Consider the following 21,872-nt stretch of genomic DNA (forward strand, 5'->3'; position numbering starts at 1 on the left):
ATTTTATGCATCCCTTTCAGGTTCGCCTTCAGGCTGTATCCTAATTACCCTCAGGAGTCCGCTGCCAGTTCCCACAAGCATCGGCGATTCAGATTTTATTTTACCCGGCTCAAAAGTGCCTTCGGCCGGGAGAGCTTTCCAGATAAAAAACTTTTTGCCTTCCCAGCTGGTAAATGCTCCTGGGAAGGGATGGGTCAGCGCTCTCACGAAGTTGTAAATTTCATCGGCGGATCTCTTCCAGTCAATATCCCCGTCTTCAGGCCGGCGCCGTCCGAATTTTGTCGCTTTTGACTCGTCCTGGGGATATCTCTTTGCAGTTCCGTTTTCAAGTGATGGAAGGGAGGAGAGCAGTATCTCCCTGGAGGCCTCTGTCACCTTAAGAAAAACATCGTGAGCCGTGTCCTCAAAATTAATTGGGACAGACTTTTGCGCTATGATCTCTCCCCTGTCCGCAAATTCTGTCATCACGTGGAGGGTAGCTCCTGTTTCCTTTTCTCCGTTTATAACTGCCCAGTTCACGCAGGCCCGCCCTCTGTATTTCGGGAGGAGAGCGCCGTGGATATTGTAAGCCCCAAGTTCGGGGATATCCAGCACCTCTTTGGGGATCATCGCCCTGTAGTAGAAAGAGAAGATAAGGTCTGGCCCTATCTGCCTCAAATGCTCAGTCTCCTTACTGTCGATCGTTGAAGGAGTGCGGACTTCTATCGAATTATTAAGGGCAGTATCCTTTACCGAGCGGAACCATATCTCTTCGCTGGGGTCGTCCTCGTGCGTATAAACGACAACAACATTTGCATCGTCTCTTATAAGGTCATCAAGACAGGCACTTCCGACCTCGCTGTATGCAAACACCGCTATCCGGGGTCTGCTCTTATTCTCCCGCTTCATGCTCAAATATCTTCCTGACAGAGTATCTTGGTCTCCGGCTAACTTCCCTGTATATCCTGCCGACATATTCGCCTGTTATTCCAAGGCTGAAGAGCGTGATACCGGTAAGCATGAACTGTATCGCCATAAGTGTGAAGAGTCCTTCGGCCTCAGGTCCGATGAAGAGACGTCTCAGCAGCATGTAAAGGACCAGGAGGGACGATAGGATCGAGATGAGCATCCCTGCCATCGTAACGAACTGGAGCGGGACTATCGAAAAACTTGTCATCAAGTCAAAATTCAGCCTTATAAGCTGAAAAATGCCGTATTTTGATGTGCCCATCTCCCTCTCTCTGTGTGCCACCGGTATCTCTATGGGGTTGGCAGCGAATTTCTGCCCCAGCGCGGGGATAAAGGTGGTCGATTCCCTGCTTATATTTATTATTTCAACTATCCTTTTGCTGTATCCTCTGAGCATGCAGCCGTAGTCACGGATATTCAGTTTGGCGATCCTGTTGGTGATCCTGTTGACCATTTTGGATGCAACTTTTCTGAAGAGGGGATCCTGTCTTCCCTTCCTGTACGTTCCGACAAGGTCATGCCCTTCGTCCATTTTAGCTACGATATTGGGGATCTCTTCAGGGGGATTCTGCAGGTCTGCGTCAAGTGTGATGATAATATCTCCCTTCACATGCTCGAACCCTGCCATAATAGCCATGTGCTGGCCGAAATTTCCGTTGAGGTCTATCACCCTGACTTCGGGATGTGAATTGTAGAGGTCGTATAGTATTCCAAGGGTGGAGTCCTTGCTGCCGTCGTTTATAAAAATTATCTCGAAGGGCCGTCCCATTCCCGTCATGACAGGATAGAGGCTCTCAAAGAGGGGATGGAGCGATTCTTCTTCGTTATAGGCAGGTATGACTATTGATATCTCAGGTTTCATATATCAGATCTTCTTTCCGCAGACTTCGAAAATGGCCTCGACAACGTCCATGGCGTCTTCATCTGTCATGGCAGGGAAGAGCGGGAGCGAAACGATCCTGTCGGAGACGTACTCAGACTCAGGCAGGCTCCCCCTGTCGAGTCCGGTGGCTTCCCTGTAGCAGGTGAAAAGGTGTATGGCCTGATAGTGGAGGGCCGTACCGATGTTTCTCTTCTTCATCTCAGCCATGAAATCGTCCCTGGACATCCCCAGCATCTCGATGTCTATGAGGGGCGTGAAGATGTGCCAGCTGTGTTCATGCTCCCATGGTGCAGGCTTTGGAAGGATCAGTCCGTTGGCTTTTGGAAGTTCTTCCATATAGAAAGAGACTATTTCTTTTCTTCTTGAATTAAATGCCCCGAGCTCCCTCAGCTGCGAATCGCCTATCGCCGCCTGGATGTCCATCATCGTATATTTCAGGCCCGGGAAAAATATGTCGTAGTTAGCGCTTCCCTTTGCCGCATACCTGTTCCAGGCTCCCTTGGACATACCGTTCTGCCTCAGTACGGCAGCCTTTTCAGCTATGGTATCGTCTCCGGTGCAAATCATGCCGCCTTCGCCTGTGGTTATGTTTTTGGTGGGGTGGAAGCTGAATACCGATGCCCTGCGTTTTCCCCTGTCTGCACCGATCATTCTGCCCTTGTAAGATGCTCCCAGGGCATGTGCGGCGTCTTCTATCACAGCGAGGTCATATTTTTCTGCAATTGCTTCTATCCTGTCCATGTCGCACGGCATTCCCGCGAAATGGACAGGTATTATCGCCTTTGTATTTTTAGTAACAGCCTTTTCGATCCTGTCAGGGTCAATGTTGAGTGTGTTCCTGTCGATGTCTGCCAGAACGGGTTTTGCTCCAACAAACATTATCGTGTTCACTGTAGCCGCGAACGTCATCGGGGTGGTTATCACCTCGTCGCCCGGTCCTATGCCAAGGGCAAGCAAGACTGTGTGAAGTCCGGCTGTGGCTGAATTTACCGACAGGGACCACGAAGCGCCGGTGTATTTTGAAAAGTTTTCTTCGAAACGTATGGTTTTGGGACCCATTGCCAGCCAGCCTGAACGTATAGACTCCACTACCTCATTTATTGCATCTTCTGCTATAGACGGTTTTGCAAAAGGGAGGAAATCATTTCTCATTATTAGGGCCTCCTGTTGAAAAGAATAATATAGTCATCATGCTCGATTTTTTTTGTTTCATAGGTCTTCCCATCTTCAAAAAGACCAGGGAGTCTCTCTTTTTCTATTACAAGTACAAATTCGCGGTCTTTAGACTTCCATTCAGGCAGGAACTCTTCAGCGGTGGGGAACCACCCTTTACCTTCAGGTTTTCCTGCGCCGAACTCAAGTTCTCCCATGCTGTCTATCAGCATAACACGCTGTTTTGTATAAAAGGGTATACCCTGAAGGATCTCACCGTAAACTGCGATGGTCTCATCAGGGAGTTTTTCTTTCATTATCACTTCCGAGATGCCTTTGGTGGAACGGGAATGTCCCATCATATCGTATATGCCGTAGTGTGCTGCAATGTAGACCAGTGCAGAGAGGCACAGAGCTGTTACAGCTTTTTCGTAGGAAGTCCGGTCTCCCTTTCTTGTCATAAATAGGGCAAGGAGCGGTCCTATGAGCAGGCCTGCAGAAATCGCAAGAGCTACCGGGAGCGCCTCGTATGGATCCACCCTTCCTCCGACAAACGTATATACGATCAAAGCGGCAGAAAAGAGGCCTCCTGAGACAATGGCGAAAATCAGCGCTTTCCCGTGCCATTTCCCGCGTTCTATCATCCTGTCGATATCAGATGCTATGAGTATAGCAAGAGGAGGGAAGCAGGGGACGATGTAGGGAATAAGTTTTGAACTTGAAAGTGAGAAAAACACAAAAATGACAGTGAACCATGAAAGCAGATAAATATTAGCATCCTTCGTATTCTTGTCTGCAGGGGATCTCAGAACACTTTCACGGCTGAAAAGAGAGAAGAAAAAACCGGTCCAGGGCATAAGTCCTAAAGGGATCATCGGTATGAAAAACCAGAATGGCTCATAGCGGCTGTGTATTTTTGTGGCATAGCGCAGGAAATGTTCCCTTACAAAGAAGAAATAGAGAAAATCAGGGTTTTCACGGCTGACCATGTAAAACCAGGGGAACGCTATTATGAAAAAAAGCGCTATTCCCGGGAGGTAAAGGGCATCAAGGATGAGGCGCCATTTTTTTGTAAAAATGATGTACCAGAAAATTATCCCTCCCGGAAGGACTATCGCGACCAGGCCTTTTGCAAGCAATCCCAATGCCACAGATGCGTAAAAGGCGAGGAACCACCTTCTGTCGTTTTTGATGTGCCCATAATAAAAGGCAGAAAGTGCCGCAGTTAAAAAAAGCGATAGAGGCATGTCGGTAAGCGTAATAGTCCCAATGGCAAAATACAAAAGGGAGAGTGCCGTCACTGCTCCTGCAATAGCACCGGCCCTTTTGCCAAATACCGAAGCACAGAGAAGGGCAGTTATGAGTGCCCCCAGGACCCCGCTGAGAGCCGTCGGAAAGCGTGCCGCGAACTCGTTCTCGCCAAAAGCCATAAAACTGGCTGCATTCATCCAATAAAGAAGTACTGGTTTTTCAAAATATTTTACGTAATTAAGTCGGGGTGTTACAAAATCACCCGTTTCAACCATTTCCCTGGGGATCTCGGAATATCTTCCCTCATCAGGTTCAAGAAGTCCGTGCCATCCCAGCGGAACAAAATAGACCATAAGAATAAGAGCGGCGATCGCTAGAACGATCAGTTTTTTCTTTTTATAAGAGGCATCCATTGTCTGCGGCAGCACCTTCCGGAATAAATTTGACAAAAAATCTATAAGGTCTGGTAAAAATCAACACTAAAATCAAAGCTGTTGGCAATACAACAGGCCTGATCACCAATTATAGTTTAAACACCTGACAAATAAAACATCGGATGATAAAAATAGGGATCCCCTGTTTAAGAGATCCCGCAATGACTACATATATATTATCTGCTTTTTTGAATTACTTTTTTATTCCGCGCTCTTCGTCAGTACCGGGGATAATATTGTCACAGACCGCAGCAAGGATACCCGCTACAGCCATCGGGGTCTTCATTATCGCCCATATCATCCCGCCGAAAGTATTTCCAAGGGCGCCAGTAAAGATAGCCTGGTTGGGCTCGACCCAGCCCGGGAGTCCCAGTGCCATGAGGAAGGAGAAACCAACTATAAGAACATTTCTCTGGCTTCCCATGTCTGCTCTCATGAGGTTCTGGATACCAAGAGCTCCGATGGTACCGAAGAGGGTAATGTATGCTCCGCCGATAACAGGTGAGGGCATGGTCGCGATCAATGCGCCCAGCTTGCCGACCAGCGAAAGAAGTATGAGTATAACTGCTCCGGCCCGTACCACATGCCTGCTTGCTACGCCTGTAAGGCCGATAAGGCCGATGTTTTCAGTATAGGAGGTCGTGCCGACCGAGCCAAGCACTCCTGAGAGGGCACATCCTATGCCTTCTGCCCCGATGCCTTTGTTTATCTGATCGGGAGTCGGGTCATCTATTCCAGCAGCAAAGGAACAGTTATGGTAATCTCCGATCGATTCGATCATTACGCAGAAAAATCCTGCGGAGATAGCTCCGATCGCCAGCCCTGAGAACTTGGGGACTCCCCACGGCATGAAGAGTTTATAGCGGATCCAGGGTGCCGCCGCTATATTGCTGAGGTTGACATAAGCTGCGTGTCCTTCCTGGAATATTCCTGCCAAAGAGAGTGAAAGGCATATAAGGTAAGCAATCGTTATTGAGCCGAGGACTGCAAAAATATTGCAGTATTTGTTCTTGCTGCAGAGGCTAAAAAAGAAAACGAGAGCAACAACAAGAAGTGATATCGGCCAGTAGTTTGCTGCGTTGAACTGGATTGCAACAGGCGCAAGTGTGAAGCCTATCGCCATGATCGTCGGACCGATAACTACGGGTGTGATGAACTTTCTGACGTGTCCGATCAGTTTGCTGTATCCGAGGAGGGAAAGCACGAGACCTCCTATCAGGAGAGACCCTCCGATGTACTGCATTACCACATCCGGTCCCAAAGCCTTGTATGCTCCTATGATAGTCATTATTGGGGGGATGAAGCTGAAACTTGAGCCCTGTACTATAGGAAGCCCGGATCCAAGTTTGGGGTGGGTCTGGATCAAAGTCGCGATACCCATTGAAAAATAAACACATCCGATAAAAGCGCCTATTTGCTGGGTAGTCATACCCATAGCCGGTCCGAAGATCAGCGGCACGAGTGTCGTTGCTCCAAACAGTGTCAGGACATGCTGAGCGCCGGCAAGAATAAGTATTGGTGTCGGCGGGCGATCGTCGATACCGTAAACTAACTGTTTTTTTGCCATGATACACCTCCAGGGAATTTAGCAGAGAGACGTCTCTGCAATCGGTTGCAAAAAACCTTCGGGAATATTATAAGCTGATTGTTGTTAAAAATCCAGAGATAAATCAGTTTTTCTTTACTAAATTTTTGTAATCGTCAGGGGTGTCTATGTCGCGGAAATGACAGTCAGGGGTTTCTGATGTGATTATCTCGTCTTTGTAGTCCATCAGGATGTTTCTTCCTCCCGCGTCTCCCTGTGCAGTTTTGAACCTATTTTTCCAAATCGCACGGTAAAACATAGGGTGGCCGAATACCCCGTTTCTGCATGGCGTGAAAACAGTTTTGTCTGCGGGGATAGAAGAAAAACATTCCCGCAGCGTTTTGATCTCTTTCTGACCTACGAAGGGCAGGTCTCCCAGCATTATGCAGAAATCCTCATCATCCGGCAGCATATCCAGGGCAATGGCCAGGGAACTTGACTGTCCTCTCTCGGGGGCATTATTTATTCCGATGCGAAGCCATTCGGGCCTTTCCTGCACCTCGTCAGCCACCTCCCGGGAAAATACTGCGATAATGGGGCACAGGCCTCCTACATACATATTTTTGATCACGGTCTCGATCACCGTGCTTCCTGCGAACGGAAGCAACAGCTTCTGGACCCCCATCCTTTTTGAAAGTCCTGCAGCCAACAATATCGCGTTCATCTTGCCAGGTCCGTGATACGGTAGAGTTTGTCCATTTTTATCGATCCCATGATCATGTGATCATAACTTTTCAGAAGAGGCGGGAACTTTTCTGATATCTCAGACAGCATGTCGTCGGTCAAAAGGTCGCATTTGTTGATAAAAAGGATCCTGCAGGCACTTTCAGGAGAGTTTTTCAGGTATTCGTCCCTGTTTGAGAGCGTTGCGGCACAATTGGCGAAAGAAAGGCATTCACCCGGCTGGATCGCAAATTTATCCCTTAGGATGTCAAAACGAAAGACGTTCAACGGAGAGAGCGGGGCAGTGAATATATCAGCGCCCATGACTACAAAATGACAATCTGAAACAGCAGGCACAGGCGGTTCCCACTCTTCGTAAGCCTTCAGGGAAAGTCCCCTTGAACCGTCTGCTTCAACGATCGTTCTTCCAACACTGCTTTTTGAAACTATCTCTGCGATATCCTCAGTTGTATAACCGGAAAGTTTTTCTCCGCTTCTCTCTTTCGCGGCAGTTACCATGGAAGGCAGGCGTACTGATCCTTCTAATGTTTTGATAAGGTCATCCGGTCCGGCAATTATCTCGAAAGGGCATTCATTCTTTTCGGGAGGGAAGATCTTTGTGGTAGTGGTCAGCAGTGTAAAAACATTCTCTGCAGAATATCGTCCCAGCGCGAACATCAGAGAGGTTTTGCCGCCGCCGCCTGTGATAGAAATAACTTTATATTTCATTATTTCCAGACTGTCATCTACAGCCCTGATCAATTTCTCTCCTGTCAACAGTTCACTCAAATGTATCACTTCCCCTTATTCAAGCATAAATGATAACAGAGATAAGCGGGATGTGGAGGATTATTTATCAAGAAATATAATTTGTTGATTTTTGTTTTATTATCATAATGAGAGATATGTTTATCGTGGTATTGACAATAAAAGGTTTTGATGGTAATTTTCACTCCAATATTATAAATATTCAAACCGATGAAGTGGAGATCAAACCGTTTCATGCGCCTACAGAGAGCGGGGGATGATGAGAACCCTGCGGAAAAGCAGATCGGCAAATGGACCACAGAGGGCGAGGCTAAAGGCGAAAGCCGAGTATCCGAGACGTATGCCGGCGTAAACGGCAGGGTGTGTGACTGCACATCCGTTAAAGAGGGTCCGGTTCGGATCAACTAAGGTGGTACCGCAGATGGAATATATCTGTCCTTTGAGAATTCAAAGGGCAGATTTTTTTATACATAAATGTCTTAGAGCGTGAAAAATCAGAGAGCAAAGAAGAGAAGAGAGAGCAGCCAAGACGAGAAAGGGTTGGTAATTATGGAGCAGAGAGCAGCAGTAAGAGAGCAGAGAGTTGTAGCAGTTGAGAAGAGAGAGGGCCTTTCAATATCAGATGTGCTTCTTGTGGGAGTGCTGCTTGCAGCGGGGGCAGTCCTCAAGTTTTTTGTCGGTTCCATGTTTTCGATGGGCATGAAACCGAATTTTATTATCGCGATGTACTGCCTTTCAATACTTATCATAAGGCCGAGATTCAAAGAGGCAGCAGTTATAGGCCTTCTTGCAGGGGCGATCTGCCAGTTCTTCCCGGGAACTCCGTACATTAATTTCATGAGTGAACTTGTAGGTGCTCTTGTGATGGCAGCTTTTATGTATATTCCTATCAAGCAGGGTAAATTTTCACCGATCCCGGTAATCAGCACATTTATCAGCACATTGGCGAGCGGTTTTACATTCATTGCGGTAATGTACCTTATTTTCTACGCAGGAGCTGATGTCAAGCCGGTGCCGCTGGCTATTTTCATGGGCATAATATTTGGAACTGCTGCGATAAATTCAGTGATAGTGCAGATCCTCTATGTGCCATTGAAGCTTGCTTTGAAAAGAAACTGATCAAAGAAAATGATCAGGATAAGCGGACTGTCTTTTAAATATGACGGCGGAAGGGAAGAAGCCCTGAAAAATATTGATATGACAGTATGCAGGGGGGATTTCTTAGGTGTCATAGGGAGCAGCGGAGCAGGCAAGACGACCCTGCTGCATGCGATCAACGGCATCATCCCCCATCATTTCCACGGCGATTATTACGGTTCAGTTGAAGTTAACGGTTCTGACACGGTCGATAATAAGCCGGAGCAGCTTGCCGGGACGGTCGGAAGTGTCCGCCAGGATTTCGAGAGCCAGATGGTCTCGTCTGTGGTCGAGGATGAGATACTGTTTGGACTTGAAAATTTCTCAGTTCCGCGCGATGAGATAGAAAAAAGGATGACAGATGCCCTGGATAAAACCGGCATCAGAAATCTAAGGGAGAGGAACATAGCTACCCTCAGCGGAGGGCAGAAGCAGAAAGTGGCAATATCAGCGATCATAGCGCTTATGCCCGATGTACTTGTCCTGGATGAGCCGACAGGAGAGCTGGATCCGCAGAGCAGCCGCCAGATATTCCAGCTTCTGAGAGAACTGAACGAAAAACATGGGATCACTATCGTTGTGGTAGAACAGAAAATTATGCTTCTTTGCGAATTCGCCGGTAACCTGGCAGTTATGGACAGGGGAAGGGTCATCCTGAACGGGCCGGTCTCCGAGGTGCTTAAAAGCAGCAGGGAGATGGAGAGCGCCGGTGTAAACTGTCCAAGGGTCGTAACCCTTGCTGACAGGCTAAGGGATGAAAATCTCTATATGGGGCCGGTACCCGTCAATATTTCAGAGGCGGAAAAGATGGTAAGGAGCATAACGTTATGATCCGCTTTGATAACGTGTCCTACTCGACTAACGGAATAAAGATAATAAATGATGTCTCTTTTGAGCTAAAAAAAGGCGATTTCACCGCACTCATTGGAGCGAACGGAGCAGGAAAGTCCACTCTTGCCAGACTTTGCAACGGACTATTGAAACCCTGCCGCGGCGCTGTAAATGTAGGCGGTTTTGATACGGCTTTGGTCAGGACAAGCCGGATAGCAAAATTTACAGGTTTCCTCTTCCAGAATCCAGACAGGCAGATATGCAAAAACAGGGTGCGCGATGAGATACGGTTCAGCCTGGAGTGCGTGATGGAAGACAGAGCAGAGATAGAGATGAGATGCGAGAGGACTCTTAGAGAATTTTCCCTTGACGGGGAGAGAGATCCGTTCAGCATGAGCAGAGGGGAGCGGCAGAGGCTTGTCCTGGCCTCGATATTAGCGACAGAACCGGAGTTGCTGCTTTTGGATGAGCCGACTACAGGTCTTGACTACAGGGAATGCATGCACATCATGGAATGCATAAGCTCAATAAACAGAAAAGGAGCGACAGTGCTTATGATATCCCACGACATGGAGATAGTGCAGGATTTCGCACGAGAGGTAATGGTTTTGAATGACGGAGAGCTGCTTGCACATGGCAGTACAAAGGTTATCATAAGGAACGAACCGCTTCTTGCAAGCGCCTCACTTCTGCCGCCACAGATAACAGAACTTGCCCTGAGGCTCGGAGAGGGATATGAAAATGTCGTTACCGTAGATGACATGGTATCGGCTGTTAAGAAAAAGAGAGGAGGTGCAGAGTGATGGGCGGCTTCCTTGACTATTCCCCCGGGGATTCTTTCCTTCACAGGCTAAACCCTCTTGCTAAGATCTTTTTATCACTGATGCTCTGCGTCTCATGCTTTGTGACCGACAGTTCAGTCTTTTGTCTTATGATCATTTTACTGAATATCGCCATGGCCGCAGTTGCCGGTATATCTTCAAGAGCGCTGGCAATGCTGAGGACCCTGATCAAATTTTGCGCATTCCTATTTTTGATACAGATTTTTTTCATTAAGGAGGGCAGCATCCTTCTTTCTCTGCCATTTAATATTTACGTTACGGATAAGGGGTTCATGTTTTCACTGATGATGGTGCTCCGTCTTATTGGTGCCACGCTTCCTCTTGCCCTTATGCTGTCTATTACAAAGATGAACGACCTTTCCAATGTTCTTGTGGGAAGAATGGGGATACCCTATAAATATGCTTTTTCATTGACTACAGCTATTAGGTTCATTCCTGTTTTCACTGCGGAGATGGCAGGGATAATTGAGGCGCAGACAGCCAGGGGAGTGGCTTTTGACACAAAAAACATATTCAAAAAGATCGGCCTGATCTTTCCGCTCTGTGTACCTCTTTTGATAACATCCGTAAGAAAGATAGAGGGTGCAGCGATCTCCGCAGAGCTTCGCGGTTTCAACTGCAGAAAAAGGGAGAGCGGCTACAAGAGCTACCCATTCAGAACGGCTGATATCGGGGTCTCGATATTTGCATTGACATTGGCAGCAGCCGGGGCTTTTGTGCCGTTTTAAGGGCAGAGGATATCGTCAAGCAGTTTCCTGGTCAGGTCTTTTGCTTTTATGCCAATGTTTCCGGCCCCGATGCATGAGGGACATCCGTCCCTGCACCTGCATGAATCAAGCTGTTCGCTGCATGCCTTCAAGATCACTTTGATGGAATCGTAGGCTCCTTCTGCAAGTCCGACCCCTCCGGGGATGGCATCGGAGAGAAAGAGGGCCGGCTGCTTTAGACTGGGTTCACCCAAGGCAGTGCTTACATAAATATCGCTTCTGTCGCACATAAGGAAAAGCGGGGCCAGATTTTTCATGAGGTTTGCAAGCCCCTCCATAGCAGGTAAAAGACCGGGTCTTAATTGTGCTCTCTCAGGCATCTTTATCCAAAGCGATGTCGTATTTAGCCGGTTTTCGGGGAGATTTACCACCCCATGTCCAACAACTTTACGGGTGTTGATGTCGATGACCTTGTACATTCCGGCCGCAGCAGAGACTTTCGTCTCTCCCCACGCAAAAAGCCCCGAACATTCTTCCTGACTTACTATGTTTGTTCTGGAGGAGACCTTTGCTTCTGTATAAGTATTCGAAAGAGATTTTTTTACGAAACATTTTCTGTTTTCAAGGTCGATCTCCTCAACAGAATAGCTCTTTCCATTGTGGGAATATACAGCTCCCGGGAAAATAAGGGCAGACGCTGAATGTTTGTCCATGGTTCCTATCAGCCTGGGTCTTTGGTGAGAAGTAACGTCGTATATATCGTATTTCTCTCCTGAAGCGCTCCTGATCGAAAAGGACGCTGCCGGATAATCTACTGAGTTCCACGAATATGTGCGGTCATCTGAATTTCCGAACGCATCAAGCATCCCATGTTTAAAGAGAAATTCGAGGATGTCCGTAATATTTTCTCCCCCAAAAGTCTCATTTGCCCTGAACGGCAGCTCAAATATTGAACATTTGATATGCTCAAGCCTTATATAGGGGTTGAGAGGATCTATCCTTGCAGTTTCCGGAGATGCTCCGAGCAGCCAGCCGGGTTTTTCTGCAAGAAATTGGTCAACAGGCAGATCAGATGGAATGAGCACCGCTGCAGAAAGGCTGTTCCTTCTTCCTGCCCTTCCGACCTGCTGCCACACAGAAGCTATGCTTCCGGGAAAACCATGGATCAAAGCAAGGTCAAGAGAGCCGATGTCTATGCCCAGTTCAAGTGCGTTTGTGCTTATAACTGCTTTCAGTTTCCCGTTTCTCAGGTTTTTTTCAGTCTCCCGCCTTTCGGCTGGCAGATATCCTGACCGGTAGCCTCTTACCGAGCCTGGATCTTTGCCGTCTTTCGAGAGCTGCTGCATGAGGCTTTTGAGAAGTAATTCCACATTTACTCTTGACCGGGTAAACAGTATCGAACTGATGCCGCATGAGACAGCTTTGTACTCCAGCCTGCCGGCCTCATAAAGTGAGGATAATCTTATCCCGTTTCGGGTGTTTATCATCCTGGGGTTATAAATTACAAGCTCCTTTTCTGCTGATGGTGCGCCGTTTTCATCAATAAGCACTGCAGGTTTTCCTGTCAGCAGTTCCGCATGTTCAGACGGGTTTGCAATAGTGGCGGAACAGCAGATAAATACAGGGTCAGAGCCATAATGTCTGCATATTCGCAGCAGCCTGACAAAGATATTTGCAAGGTGGGAACCAAGCACGCCCCTGTAAGTGTGAAGTTCGTCAACTACGATGAAGTCAAGGTTTCTGAAATAATCCGCCCAGCCAGAATGGTGGGGCAGTATGGCTGTGTTGAGCATGTCCGGATTTGTGATAACTATATTTGCGTCTCTTTTTATATCTTTTCTTTTTGATGGGGGAGTATCTCCGTCATAGGTGAAAGACTTTATCTCACTCTTAAGAAACCGACTCAATTCATGTATTTCATTAAGCTGATCCTGTGCCAGGGCCTTGGTCGGGAAAAGATACATAGCTCTTCCTGAGGGATCTTTAACTATGGAGTTTAGGACGGGCAGGTTATAGCATAAGGTTTTGCCAGACGCCGTCGGAGTTACCACAACGATATCCTTCCCTCCCGATGCCAGGGTAAAAGCCAGGCTTTGGTGAGAGTAGAGCCTTTCTATACCTCTGTTTTTCAGAGAATTGATGATTTCCGGATCAAGATCCCCGAAAGGTCCGTAACGGGCATCTTTTGGTTTTATGCGGTGAAATAACGCAATGTCCCCGTCCTGTCTGCGAAGCCACTTTAAATATTCTTTTACTCCAAATTTTTTTCTCCTGAATAAATATCGCCACATATCAACGGAAGGCATCTATCATCATTTTGATCGAGCTGATCAAAACTACGCCAGTCAGGATCCATCTTATAACGCGATCGTTGGCTTTTAAGTTGAACCTTGCTCCTGCATTGCCTCCAATGACCGAGCCTAAAGCAAGAGCAAATGCAGCTGTCCAGTTTACCATTCCGAAAGATGCAAAAAGAGCAAGGCTTGCCATCGTATAGAAGGCAACAATTGTTATTTTAAGCACATTGGCCTCTCGGAGGTTTTTTTTACAGCCCCCTGAAATAGCCCAGATAAGCAGAAAACCTACTCCGGCCTGAAGGAACCCGCCGTATATCCCAACGAGGAAAAGTGCGGCTATCCTTTTGGGCAGAGAAAGAGGTTCGCCTTGGGGAGCATCCCACATTTTGGGTTTTGCTACCAATAGGATCCCCATGGAAAAAATTGAAATAGCTGCAATGATACGGAAGACCCTCGGCGGCATGTAAACAGCGGAAAGAGTTCCCAGGATGGCTCCTGCAATCGCAGGGAATATGTAGGTGGCGGCTTCTCTCCAGTCTATTTTTCCGTTTTGATGGTAGTGCCTGATTGCCGAGAGGTTTTGAAAGAGGATCGAAACCCTGTTCGTAGCGTTTGCGACACCGAGATCCAACCCTATGAAATTCAGGATGGGAAGGGTAAGTATGGTCCCACCGCCGGCTGTCACGTTCAAAAATCCGGCGACTAATCCTGTAAGCATTATCAGGAGAAGCGTAAAGGCAGTATTCATTTCCACAAGCAGGAGACCTCCGTATCATGTAAAATCATCAGGGGGTGGATGATTTGCTAAAGTTAAGAGTTCTGGTAGACAATAATACACTCATAGACAGATATTTTACAGCTGAACCGGGTTTGAGTTTCTGGATAGAGTCTGATGGAAGAAGGATACTATTTGATACCGGCTATTCAGATATATTTATTAAAAATGCCGCGATCATGGGCATCAATGTAAACGATGCCGATATGACAGTACTTTCTCATGGCCATAATGATCATACCTGGGGACTGAACCATCTGGTCCAGCACTTTGACAGGACGATGAAAAAAGATCGGCCTGAAATGATCGCGCATCCCGGCGCATTCAAAAGAAAACGCTGCGACAAACTTGAAATAGGGATGATCCTCAGGGAAGATGTGATAGTAGAGTATTTCAAGGTCTCAAAATGCATAGGTCCGGTCCGGATTACAGAAAAATTGCTTTGGCTGGGAGAGATTCCAAGAAAAACCGGGGAAATCAAACCTGTTGGAAAAACGCTGATCAACGACCAGTGGACTGATGACTGCTGTCTTGATGATTCAGCGCTCGCATATGAGGCAAAAAATGGTTTGGTAATAATAACCGGCTGCTCCCACTCGGGGATATGCAACATGATCGACCATGCAAAAAAATTGACAGGCATTGATAGGGTGGTCGATGTGATAGGCGGCTTTCATTTGCAAAATGCCGGACATGATCAGATGGAAAATACGGTTAGGGAACTAAAAAAGATAGCACCGGATCTGATGCACCCTTGCCATTGTACTGACCTGGAGGCTAAAATCAACCTTGGAGCATCTTTTAAAATTGAAGAAGTTGGTACGGGGTTCGAGCTCAACTATGAATAAAAGAGGTGGAAAGATCATGCAGGAATCAGGCGAAAATTATCTCGAAACGATACTGATCCTCAGGGAGAAGAAGGGAATAGTACGTTCGATCGATATCGCAAATCAACTTGGATACGCTAAGCCAAGTGTCAGCAGGGCTGTGAAGCTTCTTGAAAAAAATGGACTCATCATTATGGAGCATAACGGAGAACTTGTGCTTACAGAGAAGGGTCTTGATATGGCAAATGCGATCTATGAGAGACACAAGATAATCTCTAAATTTTTCGTAGACATACTTGGTGTGGACAAATCATCTGCCGACATTGACGCCTGCCGAATAGAACATGTGATAAGCGAAACAAGCTTCAATAAGATCAAGGAATTTGTAAATGGAAAAGCCGACCGTTCTGAGGGCAGCCGGTGATCATATTCCTGAAAATACAGATGTCTTCCTGATCCTGAGAGCTATCACCGACGAGAGGAACGCCTTCAGGATATCCCCGCCGATAGTACTGATAAAACCTATGGAGAGGACCTTCATGAGAGGCATTCCGTTGCCCGGCATCCAAAAATTGACTATCAGATAAAGATGCAGTAGCCCAAATATATAGACTCCGGCAACCCCTGCAAGAGAAGCCGCCAGATAATCCCTGATCCTTGGGATCCTTCCTGTGTCGGATATCTTTTGGGAGATCGTTCCTGTGATCCATGCACATGCCACAAATCCGATGACGTATCCAAAAGAAGGCATGAAAATAGAGGAGAGTCCGCCGCCTCCCGTAAATACCGGAACCCCCAGAAGCCCCATAAACATGTAAAAAGCCTGAGAAGCAGCTCCGTACTTTGGTCCCAAAAGAAGCCCAGCGAGCATGCAGAACATAGTCTGCAGCGTGAAGGGTACCAGCGGAAGAGGGACAGCTATCCTTGCTCCAACGGCAGTAAGTATGGCAAAAATTGATATGTATATCAGCCTGCGGGTTTTCATGGAAGAGATACTATAGTTAATGGGGCAGTTTGTCAACCATAAAAAATAAAATAGTTGACAAATCGTTCTCAGTCAGTAGCAATCGCAATGTCAGTAAATGTGATCAGATAAAAAGCTGTACAAGGACGACTGCTATCACCAGCCCCGGAAGCATGTTCATCACACGGATCTTCATAAACCCCAGAAGATTTATGCCGATCCCCACAAGCATGAGGCCCCCTGTCGCACTCATTTCAATGATCGCAGGCTGTGACATAAAGGGCTGTATCCACCCTGCAGCAAGGGTGAGCGTTCCCTGATAGAGGAAGACAGGGACCGACGCAAAAATGACACCGAAACCAAGCGAAGCTGCTATTGCTATAGAGGTAAGTCCGTCGATAAGGCCTTTTGCCAAAAGCAGTGAAGGGTATCCTCCAAGCCCCTCTTCAAAAGAACCCAACACAGCCATTGATCCCGTACAGTATATGAGGCTTGCCGCAATAAAACCTGCTGAGAAACCTTTTGCGTTATCTCCGATCCTGCTTTCCAGAGAGGCACAACCCTTTTCAAGTCTCCCTTCAAGGTCAAGCAGCTCCCCAATGACAGAGCCGACAGCTATACTGGCTATAACTATCAGCGGCTGTTCTGTTTTAATTGACATTGAGAGACCCAGGGATACTACAAATATTGCCATTCCCTGTACAGGAAGCTCCAATATTTTCCCGGGCAGTTTCTTTCTCACTGCAAGTCCTATTAAAGCGCCGCAAATTATAAATGCCGCGTTGGCGATACTACCAAACAGAGGTATTGCAGTCATGAATTCCAAAAAAAATTCTCCTTTTCTACAAAATGATCCATGATTTTACAACCAAAGGTTTTATGTGTACATAGAAAGGAGGCCGGCTGCTTCAGCCGGCCTCCCTGATATCTGAGTGCTTTAGCCTAAGATGACGCGTTCATTGTTGATGTAATCTTTAAGCTCTTTGCGGAGATATTCGTGGACGATCTCGTCTGCTTTTTTCTGGAGTTCGTCTTTCTTTTCTTCAAAGAATTTTGCACAGGCAGCTTCGTCAAATTCTTCTTCGATGTCTTCCGCAACTTCCTCGACAAGGCATTCAAGGCAATCTGCATCGAATTCAGGCAGCACCGCCCAACGGGCCGAGTCTTCTTCCATAGCTTCGCGACTGTTCATGACTGATCCAGTTACCTGGTAATTGCCGGTATTTACTTCAGCCATTTCCTGGGCATAATTCGCTGCGTCAGCTTCGTTGTTGAAAACGCTGGCATCAGTTACTTCAAGCCCCTGTATGTGAGTTACTACCCAAACTTTTTCCTGCATAAGAAACGCCTCCCGTTAATAATGTTAATCGAATGGCCAATACTATAATCTTAAATTCTTTGCTTGTATAGTAAAAAACCACCATCTTTATGAATAATATTGCTGTTTGTTGACATTATTATATGCGAAGATTAGAATTTCCGCTAATACTGCTCAAGTCTGAGCGGAAGGAAGTGCCTGTGTGAGGATCATTTTTCAGAACATTTTGGAATATCATGATGATGTATTATACAAGAGGATCCTTCCTGATGATGCAGGCGAGAAAGTTTAGTTGTTTTCACCGGGCCGGATCTGCTTAGGATCCGGCCTTTTACTATATTTGGGGAGGAATGCATATGTCAGAAGAGAAAAAAAACTTTGGGATGATGACAAGGGCCCTTCACAGCGGCTGGAAAAACGACCCGGCTACGGGTGCATCGGGACTGCCGATCTATATCACCTCTGCATATCAATTTAAAAGCACAGACCATGCAGCGAGACTGTTCAGCCTATCTGAGGAGGGGCATATTTATTCCAGGCTTTCCAACCCGACAGTATCTGCCTTTGAAGAGGGGCTTAATTCACTTGAAGGCGGAAGCGGCTGTGTCGCTCTTTCTTCCGGGCAGTCTGCGTTTACACATCTGATAGCAGCTTTATGCTCCAGCGGCGACAACATGGTCGTATCAAAAAAAATATACGGAGGGACCCTCACGCTGCTCCAGAACGTCTTTTCCAGGTTCGGCATAAACACCATACTTGTTGACAGTGACCACCCTTGTCAGGTGGAGCAGGCGGTAAATGATGAGACTCGCGGGATCATAACTGAAACCATAGGCAACCCGATCATGAACGTTGCACCACTCGAAGCGCTTGCCAGGATAGCAAAACGGCAAGGGGTACCTTTGATAATTGATAATACCTTTGCCTCTCCTGTTCTTTGCAGACCAATAGAGTGGGGTGCAAATGCGGTCATACACTCTACGACGAAATATATCTCAGGCAACGGGAATGTGATAGGCGGGGCGATCGTTGACGGGGGCAATTTCGACTGGTCCGCCTATCCGGATAAATTCCCCGGGATAGCCAAGCCCGACCCTGCTTACCATAATATCGTCTTTGCTGAAAAATTCGGAAGCTCAGCCCTTTACGCGAAGCTCCACATGGCAATGGTCCGCGATCTTGGAGGATGCCAGTCTCCTTTTGATGCTTATCTGCTCCACCTATCACTCGGAACACTGCCCCTCAGGATGGAGAGGCACAGCAGGAATGCTCTGGAGACAGCTCAGTTCCTGGAAAGACACCCCTCAGTTGAATGGGTAAGATATCCTGGACTTTCAAGCCATCCGCAGAATGACATGGCAAAGGTATATCTTAAAGATGGCTGCGGGGGGATGATCGCATTCTCTGTTAAAGGCGGGATCGAAGCAGGAAAGAAATTCATCGAAGCCCTTGATCTCATTGGACATATGGCTAACCTGGGAGACTCGAGGACGATAGTCATCCATCCTGCAAGCACGACTCACAGCCAGCTCACACCTCAACAGAGGGAAGCTGCGGGGATCGGGGAAGGGCTGATCAGGCTGAGCGTAGGACTGGAAGACCTTGATGACATAATTGAAGATCTTTCATCTGCGCTTTCATCTGCATCCGTTAAATAAATTTATTGTTTTGATAAGCAAAAAACTGAAGATAAGCAGGATAAGATCATTCCGCATATCTTCAGTTTTTTTCGAAAAAATTCAAAGAAATTATTACTTATGCAGTCTTAGATAAGCGGGATGTATGAGCAGACATACTGGACCGGGACATAGCAGCGGAATCCGAACTTGCTGTTGCCCGGCAGGTTGAAGCTCTCTCCTGCTTTGATCTCAATGTATTCCGTAGTCCCGGGGAGGCGTACCTGACATACTCCATCGATGATATCCATGATCTCTGCATCGCCTGTCCCAAATTCGTAATCGCCGGGCAGGAAAAGTCCGAGAGTCTTGCGGTCTCCGTCTGCTGTGTAGATGGTGTGGCTGACGACTTTCCCGTCAAAGTATACGTTCGCCTTGGCAATAGCTGTAACATTTTCGAGCTTTTCTATCATCTGGTTACGACCTCCTGATAAAATTGAATGTCTGATTATGATAGTGTTATTTTGCACATACGTCTAGTACAATGGAATAGTTTGATTGAAACGACAAAAACATTATGGGGGAAACATCTTGAGTAAATATTATATTTTCTGCAATGGGAAGATCCTGCTGAAAAACGGAGGCTCCGAACTGCCGGACGCCTCATCAGACAATGAGCTTGAGTCTCTTTTTAAGGCAAGCGGAGACGTCGACAGAGGAGCTTGTGAATGTGACAGGTGGGCAGAGCTCGATCCCGAATCAGAGCTGCCGGATAAGTATGTGCTTCTGGAGAGAAGGTCAATATGGCCAACCTTTGAAGAGAAGGAGTTTTTCAGGGCAGGCAGGGCTTTTCACCTCATGGACTGGCAGAGGGCCAACAGATATTGCGGGGTCTGCGGAAGCCAGACTTCGTATGACCATGCTGAGGGGGCAATGAGATGTCCCTGCTGCGGGGAGATATATTATCCCGTTATCTCTCCGGCAATAATAGTTGCGGTTGAAAGAGAAGGCAAACTTCTTATGGGGCATGGCGTGAATTTTCCTCCGGGAAGATTCAGTGTGCTGGCGGGCTTCGTAGAACCCGGGGAGAACCTCGAAGAGTGTGTCAGCAGAGAAGTGTATGAAGAAACCAAAATAAAGGTGAAAAACATAAGATATTTCGGAAGCCAGCCCTGGCCATTCCCACGTTCACTGATGCTGGGCTTTACTGCAGAATGGGAGAGCGGTGAGATAGAGGTTGACGGTCGGGAAGTGACTGAAGCATCCTGGTTTGCTCCGGACAAGATCCCGGAAGTTTTTCGAGGACTCAGCATTTCCTGGAAGCTGATAGAGAATTTTATCAAAAACCATTCGTAAACTACCGATGCGGTTATAGCCTCAATATATGACAATATTACTAAATACAGGTACACAAATGTATTGATGCAATATGGAGGCGATACCGATGGCATTAGCCGGCAAAAATAAAATTATGGTTTTTTTCGCAGTGCTGACCCTTTTGCTGCTCATACCCGGCCTTTCTGAAGCAAGACTTAGTTCTGAGGATGCGAAGGCCGTTTGGTCAAGGGTAGCTAAAGCGACAGAGCTGACGGATCTCCCCTTTACCGTTAAGCAGGAAACAATACCTAACGCCTGGGTGGCGAACGGCAGTTCCGTGACTGTAACTACAGGGTTGCTTGAACTCCTTGACACACAGGCCGAATTGTATGGGGTTTTGTCTCATGAAGCCGGACACGCTAAACTTAACCATTATGAAAACACGGTGAAAAGGGGAGTAGGCCTGTCTGTGGCAGCAGCGTTATTTGGGAAATTATTCGGCGGAGGTATTGCTGAAACAGCGGCAGGCGTCGGAGCAAACCTTGCTTATGCCGGATGGAGCAGGGAACAGGAAGTCGAGGCAGATGACTATTCTGTACACCTGGCACATAAGATGGGAGAAAATCCAGTGGGCCTATACAGCGCCCTTCTCAAACTTTCTAAAAGCGGGAAACGGGGCGAGCCAAGCGGCTTCAACTCACACCCGCCCGATGAGAGAAGACTGCTGCATTTAAGGAACGAGATACTCAGCCTGAATCCCAAGGCAAAATTTCCTGACGGCTCGGAAAAAGGAGCTGTTCAGCAGCCGCAGTCGCATTCTGTAGGTGAACCGGAGAATACGACTGCCCAAAAAGGCGGGTATGACATAGACGCAGCAATTGAGCGAATGAAAAAGGAAGAGGCAGCAAAAGCAAAAGCTGAGGAGCAAAACAGCTGATGTTTGGAGAAAAGGGCCTGGTCCACGTATATACCGGAAACGGCAAAGGAAAGACTACCTCATCTCTGGGGCTTGCTATGAGGGCCCTGGGACATGGAGCCCAAGTTACGGTGATACAGTTCATGAAAGGCTGGAAGGATTATGGTGAACTGATCACCGCCTCAAAGCTTGAGGGATTTGAAATGATCCAGACAGGAAGACCTGACTATGTATATAAAGGCAAAGAGCAGCCTGAGGATTATGAAGAGGCAAAAAGAGGCATGGAAACAGCACTCCGCATTATGAATTCGGGGAAGTGCGACATGCTTATACTGGATGAGATAAATGTGGCGCTTGAATACGGACTGGTAACTCTTGGCTCAGTTATGGAAATGGTGAAGAACAAACCATTTGGTATGGAACTTGTTCTCACGGGAAGAGGCGCTCACAGGGATCTCGTTGAACTTGCCGACCTTGTTACAGAGATGCAAGAGGTGAAGCACCCGTTTAAAGAAGGCATAACAGCAAGAAAAGGCGTAGAGTTTTAGTTGACATCGAATGTTATATAAGTTAAACTAAAATAGTTTTAAATTAAACCATTTAAACAAAAAATATAATATAAATAGTCAGGGAGGAAAAGC

General features: G+C 47.1%; 23 protein-coding genes. 10 read left to right on the forward strand and 13 right to left on the reverse strand.

Going from position 1 to position 21,872, the window contains the following annotated elements; all coding sequences use genetic code 11:
• Positions 1 to 3: 3 nt before the first annotated feature.
• The 7 genes from CVV54_09400 to yqeC all read right to left on the reverse strand — a co-directional run bounded on the left by CVV54_09400 (position 4) and on the right by yqeC (position 7,705).
• Positions 4 to 888 carry a formyltransferase gene (locus CVV54_09400; protein PKL03685.1) on the reverse strand — a complete coding sequence of 295 codons (885 nt, stop codon included), beginning with the start codon at positions 886 to 888 and terminating at the stop codon, positions 4 to 6.
• Positions 872 to 1,810, reverse strand: coding sequence for a glycosyltransferase (locus tag CVV54_09405; protein PKL03686.1), 939 nt, complete (start codon positions 1,808 to 1,810; stop codon positions 872 to 874). The genes CVV54_09400 and CVV54_09405 overlap by 17 nt, the downstream gene beginning before the upstream one ends.
• A 3-nt stretch (positions 1,811 to 1,813) precedes the next feature.
• Positions 1,814 to 2,983, reverse strand: a complete 1,170-nt coding sequence (locus CVV54_09410) for a UDP-4-amino-4,6-dideoxy-N-acetyl-beta-L-altrosamine transaminase (protein PKL03687.1) — start codon at positions 2,981 to 2,983, stop codon at positions 1,814 to 1,816.
• A 2-nt stretch (positions 2,984 to 2,985) separates the two neighbouring features.
• Complete coding sequence (locus CVV54_09415) at positions 2,986 to 4,647, reverse strand: glycosyl transferase (GenBank protein ID PKL03688.1); 1,662 nt, start codon at positions 4,645 to 4,647, stop codon at positions 2,986 to 2,988.
• Positions 4,648 to 4,861: 214 nt separating this feature from the next.
• The gene (locus tag CVV54_09420; protein PKL03689.1) at positions 4,862 to 6,235 is read right to left on the reverse strand and encodes a xanthine permease; all 1,374 of its coding nucleotides are present in this window, start codon (positions 6,233 to 6,235) and stop codon (positions 4,862 to 4,864) included.
• A 103-nt stretch (positions 6,236 to 6,338) separates the two neighbouring features.
• Complete coding sequence (locus CVV54_09425; protein ID PKL03690.1) at positions 6,339 to 6,917, reverse strand: hypothetical protein; 579 nt, start codon at positions 6,915 to 6,917, stop codon at positions 6,339 to 6,341.
• A complete protein-coding gene (gene yqeC, locus CVV54_09430; GenBank protein PKL03691.1) occupies positions 6,914 to 7,705 on the reverse strand; it encodes a putative selenium-dependent hydroxylase accessory protein YqeC in 792 nt (263 codons plus the stop codon). Before yqeC ends, CVV54_09425 begins: the two co-directional genes overlap by 4 nt.
• A 528-nt stretch (positions 7,706 to 8,233) precedes the next feature.
• Here yqeC and CVV54_09435 point away from each other — a divergent pair.
• From CVV54_09435 to CVV54_09450, 4 genes are read left to right on the forward strand one after another with little or no spacing between them, the layout of a single operon-like run.
• Positions 8,234 to 8,803, forward strand: a complete 570-nt coding sequence (locus CVV54_09435) for a hypothetical protein (GenBank protein ID PKL03692.1) — start codon at positions 8,234 to 8,236, stop codon at positions 8,801 to 8,803.
• A gap of 9 nt (positions 8,804 to 8,812) precedes the next feature.
• Entirely contained in the window at positions 8,813 to 9,652 is an 840-nt protein-coding gene (locus CVV54_09440; GenBank protein ID PKL03693.1) for an energy-coupling factor ABC transporter ATP-binding protein, read from the forward strand.
• Entirely contained in the window at positions 9,649 to 10,455 is an 807-nt protein-coding gene (locus tag CVV54_09445) for an ABC transporter ATP-binding protein (GenBank protein PKL03694.1), read from the forward strand. Before CVV54_09440 ends, CVV54_09445 begins: the two co-directional genes overlap by 4 nt.
• Positions 10,455 to 11,222: an energy-coupling factor transporter transmembrane protein EcfT gene (locus tag CVV54_09450; GenBank protein PKL03695.1), complete on the forward strand. Its 768-nt coding sequence runs from the start codon at positions 10,455 to 10,457 to the stop codon at positions 11,220 to 11,222. Before CVV54_09445 ends, CVV54_09450 begins: the two co-directional genes overlap by 1 nt.
• On the opposite strand, the gene CVV54_09455 is transcribed toward CVV54_09450, so the two are convergent.
• On the reverse strand, positions 11,219 to 13,507 hold the full coding sequence (locus CVV54_09455) for an ATP-dependent helicase (GenBank protein PKL03696.1): 2,289 nt from the start codon (positions 13,505 to 13,507) through the stop codon (positions 11,219 to 11,221). The two genes, CVV54_09450 and CVV54_09455, sit on opposite strands and share 4 nt — an antisense overlap.
• A complete protein-coding gene (locus tag CVV54_09460; GenBank protein PKL03697.1) occupies positions 13,494 to 14,252 on the reverse strand; it encodes an integrase in 759 nt (252 codons plus the stop codon). The genes CVV54_09455 and CVV54_09460 overlap by 14 nt, the downstream gene beginning before the upstream one ends.
• Positions 14,253 to 14,299: 47 nt before the next feature.
• On the opposite strand from CVV54_09460, the gene CVV54_09465 reads away from it, so the two are divergent.
• Positions 14,300 to 15,121: an MBL fold metallo-hydrolase gene (locus CVV54_09465; GenBank protein ID PKL03698.1), complete on the forward strand. Its 822-nt coding sequence runs from the start codon at positions 14,300 to 14,302 to the stop codon at positions 15,119 to 15,121.
• 16 nt (positions 15,122 to 15,137) lie between these two features.
• Positions 15,138 to 15,524 carry a DtxR family transcriptional regulator gene (locus CVV54_09470; protein ID PKL03699.1) on the forward strand — a complete coding sequence of 129 codons (387 nt, stop codon included), beginning with the start codon at positions 15,138 to 15,140 and terminating at the stop codon, positions 15,522 to 15,524.
• On the opposite strand, the gene CVV54_09475 is transcribed toward CVV54_09470, so the two are convergent.
• From CVV54_09475 to CVV54_09485, 3 genes are all read right to left on the reverse strand, one after another.
• Positions 15,525 to 16,085 (reverse strand): biotin transporter BioY, encoded by a 561-nt coding sequence (locus CVV54_09475; GenBank protein PKL03700.1) that lies wholly within the window; start codon positions 16,083 to 16,085, stop codon positions 15,525 to 15,527.
• 103 nt (positions 16,086 to 16,188) lie between these two features.
• A complete protein-coding gene (locus CVV54_09480) occupies positions 16,189 to 16,890 on the reverse strand; it encodes a DUF554 domain-containing protein (protein ID PKL03701.1) in 702 nt (233 codons plus the stop codon).
• A gap of 111 nt (positions 16,891 to 17,001) precedes the next feature.
• On the reverse strand, positions 17,002 to 17,403 hold the full coding sequence (locus CVV54_09485; protein PKL03702.1) for a hypothetical protein: 402 nt from the start codon (positions 17,401 to 17,403) through the stop codon (positions 17,002 to 17,004).
• Between the two features lie 335 nt (positions 17,404 to 17,738).
• Between CVV54_09485 and CVV54_09490 the strand changes: the two genes are divergently transcribed.
• The gene (locus CVV54_09490) at positions 17,739 to 19,040 is read left to right on the forward strand and encodes an O-acetyl-L-homoserine sulfhydrolase (GenBank protein ID PKL03703.1); all 1,302 of its coding nucleotides are present in this window, start codon (positions 17,739 to 17,741) and stop codon (positions 19,038 to 19,040) included.
• A 107-nt stretch (positions 19,041 to 19,147) separates the two neighbouring features.
• On the opposite strand, the gene CVV54_09495 is transcribed toward CVV54_09490, so the two are convergent.
• Complete coding sequence (locus CVV54_09495; protein PKL03727.1) at positions 19,148 to 19,468, reverse strand: hypothetical protein; 321 nt, start codon at positions 19,466 to 19,468, stop codon at positions 19,148 to 19,150.
• Between the two features lie 88 nt (positions 19,469 to 19,556).
• On the opposite strand from CVV54_09495, the gene CVV54_09500 reads away from it, so the two are divergent.
• The 3 genes from CVV54_09500 (at position 19,557) to cobO (ending at position 21,779) form a co-directional block, all read left to right on the forward strand.
• A complete protein-coding gene (locus tag CVV54_09500) occupies positions 19,557 to 20,354 on the forward strand; it encodes an NAD(+) diphosphatase (protein ID PKL03704.1) in 798 nt (265 codons plus the stop codon).
• 115 nt (positions 20,355 to 20,469) lie between these two features.
• A complete protein-coding gene (locus CVV54_09505) occupies positions 20,470 to 21,252 on the forward strand; it encodes a peptidase M48 (GenBank protein PKL03728.1) in 783 nt (260 codons plus the stop codon).
• Entirely contained in the window at positions 21,252 to 21,779 is a 528-nt protein-coding gene (cobO, locus tag CVV54_09510; protein PKL03705.1) for a cob(I)yrinic acid a,c-diamide adenosyltransferase, read from the forward strand. Before CVV54_09505 ends, cobO begins: the two co-directional genes overlap by 1 nt.
• Positions 21,780 to 21,872 lie beyond the last annotated feature (93 nt).

This window comes from Synergistetes bacterium HGW-Synergistetes-1, from assembly GCA_002839185.1.
GTDB lineage: Bacteria > Synergistota > Synergistia > Synergistales > Synergistaceae > Caenicola.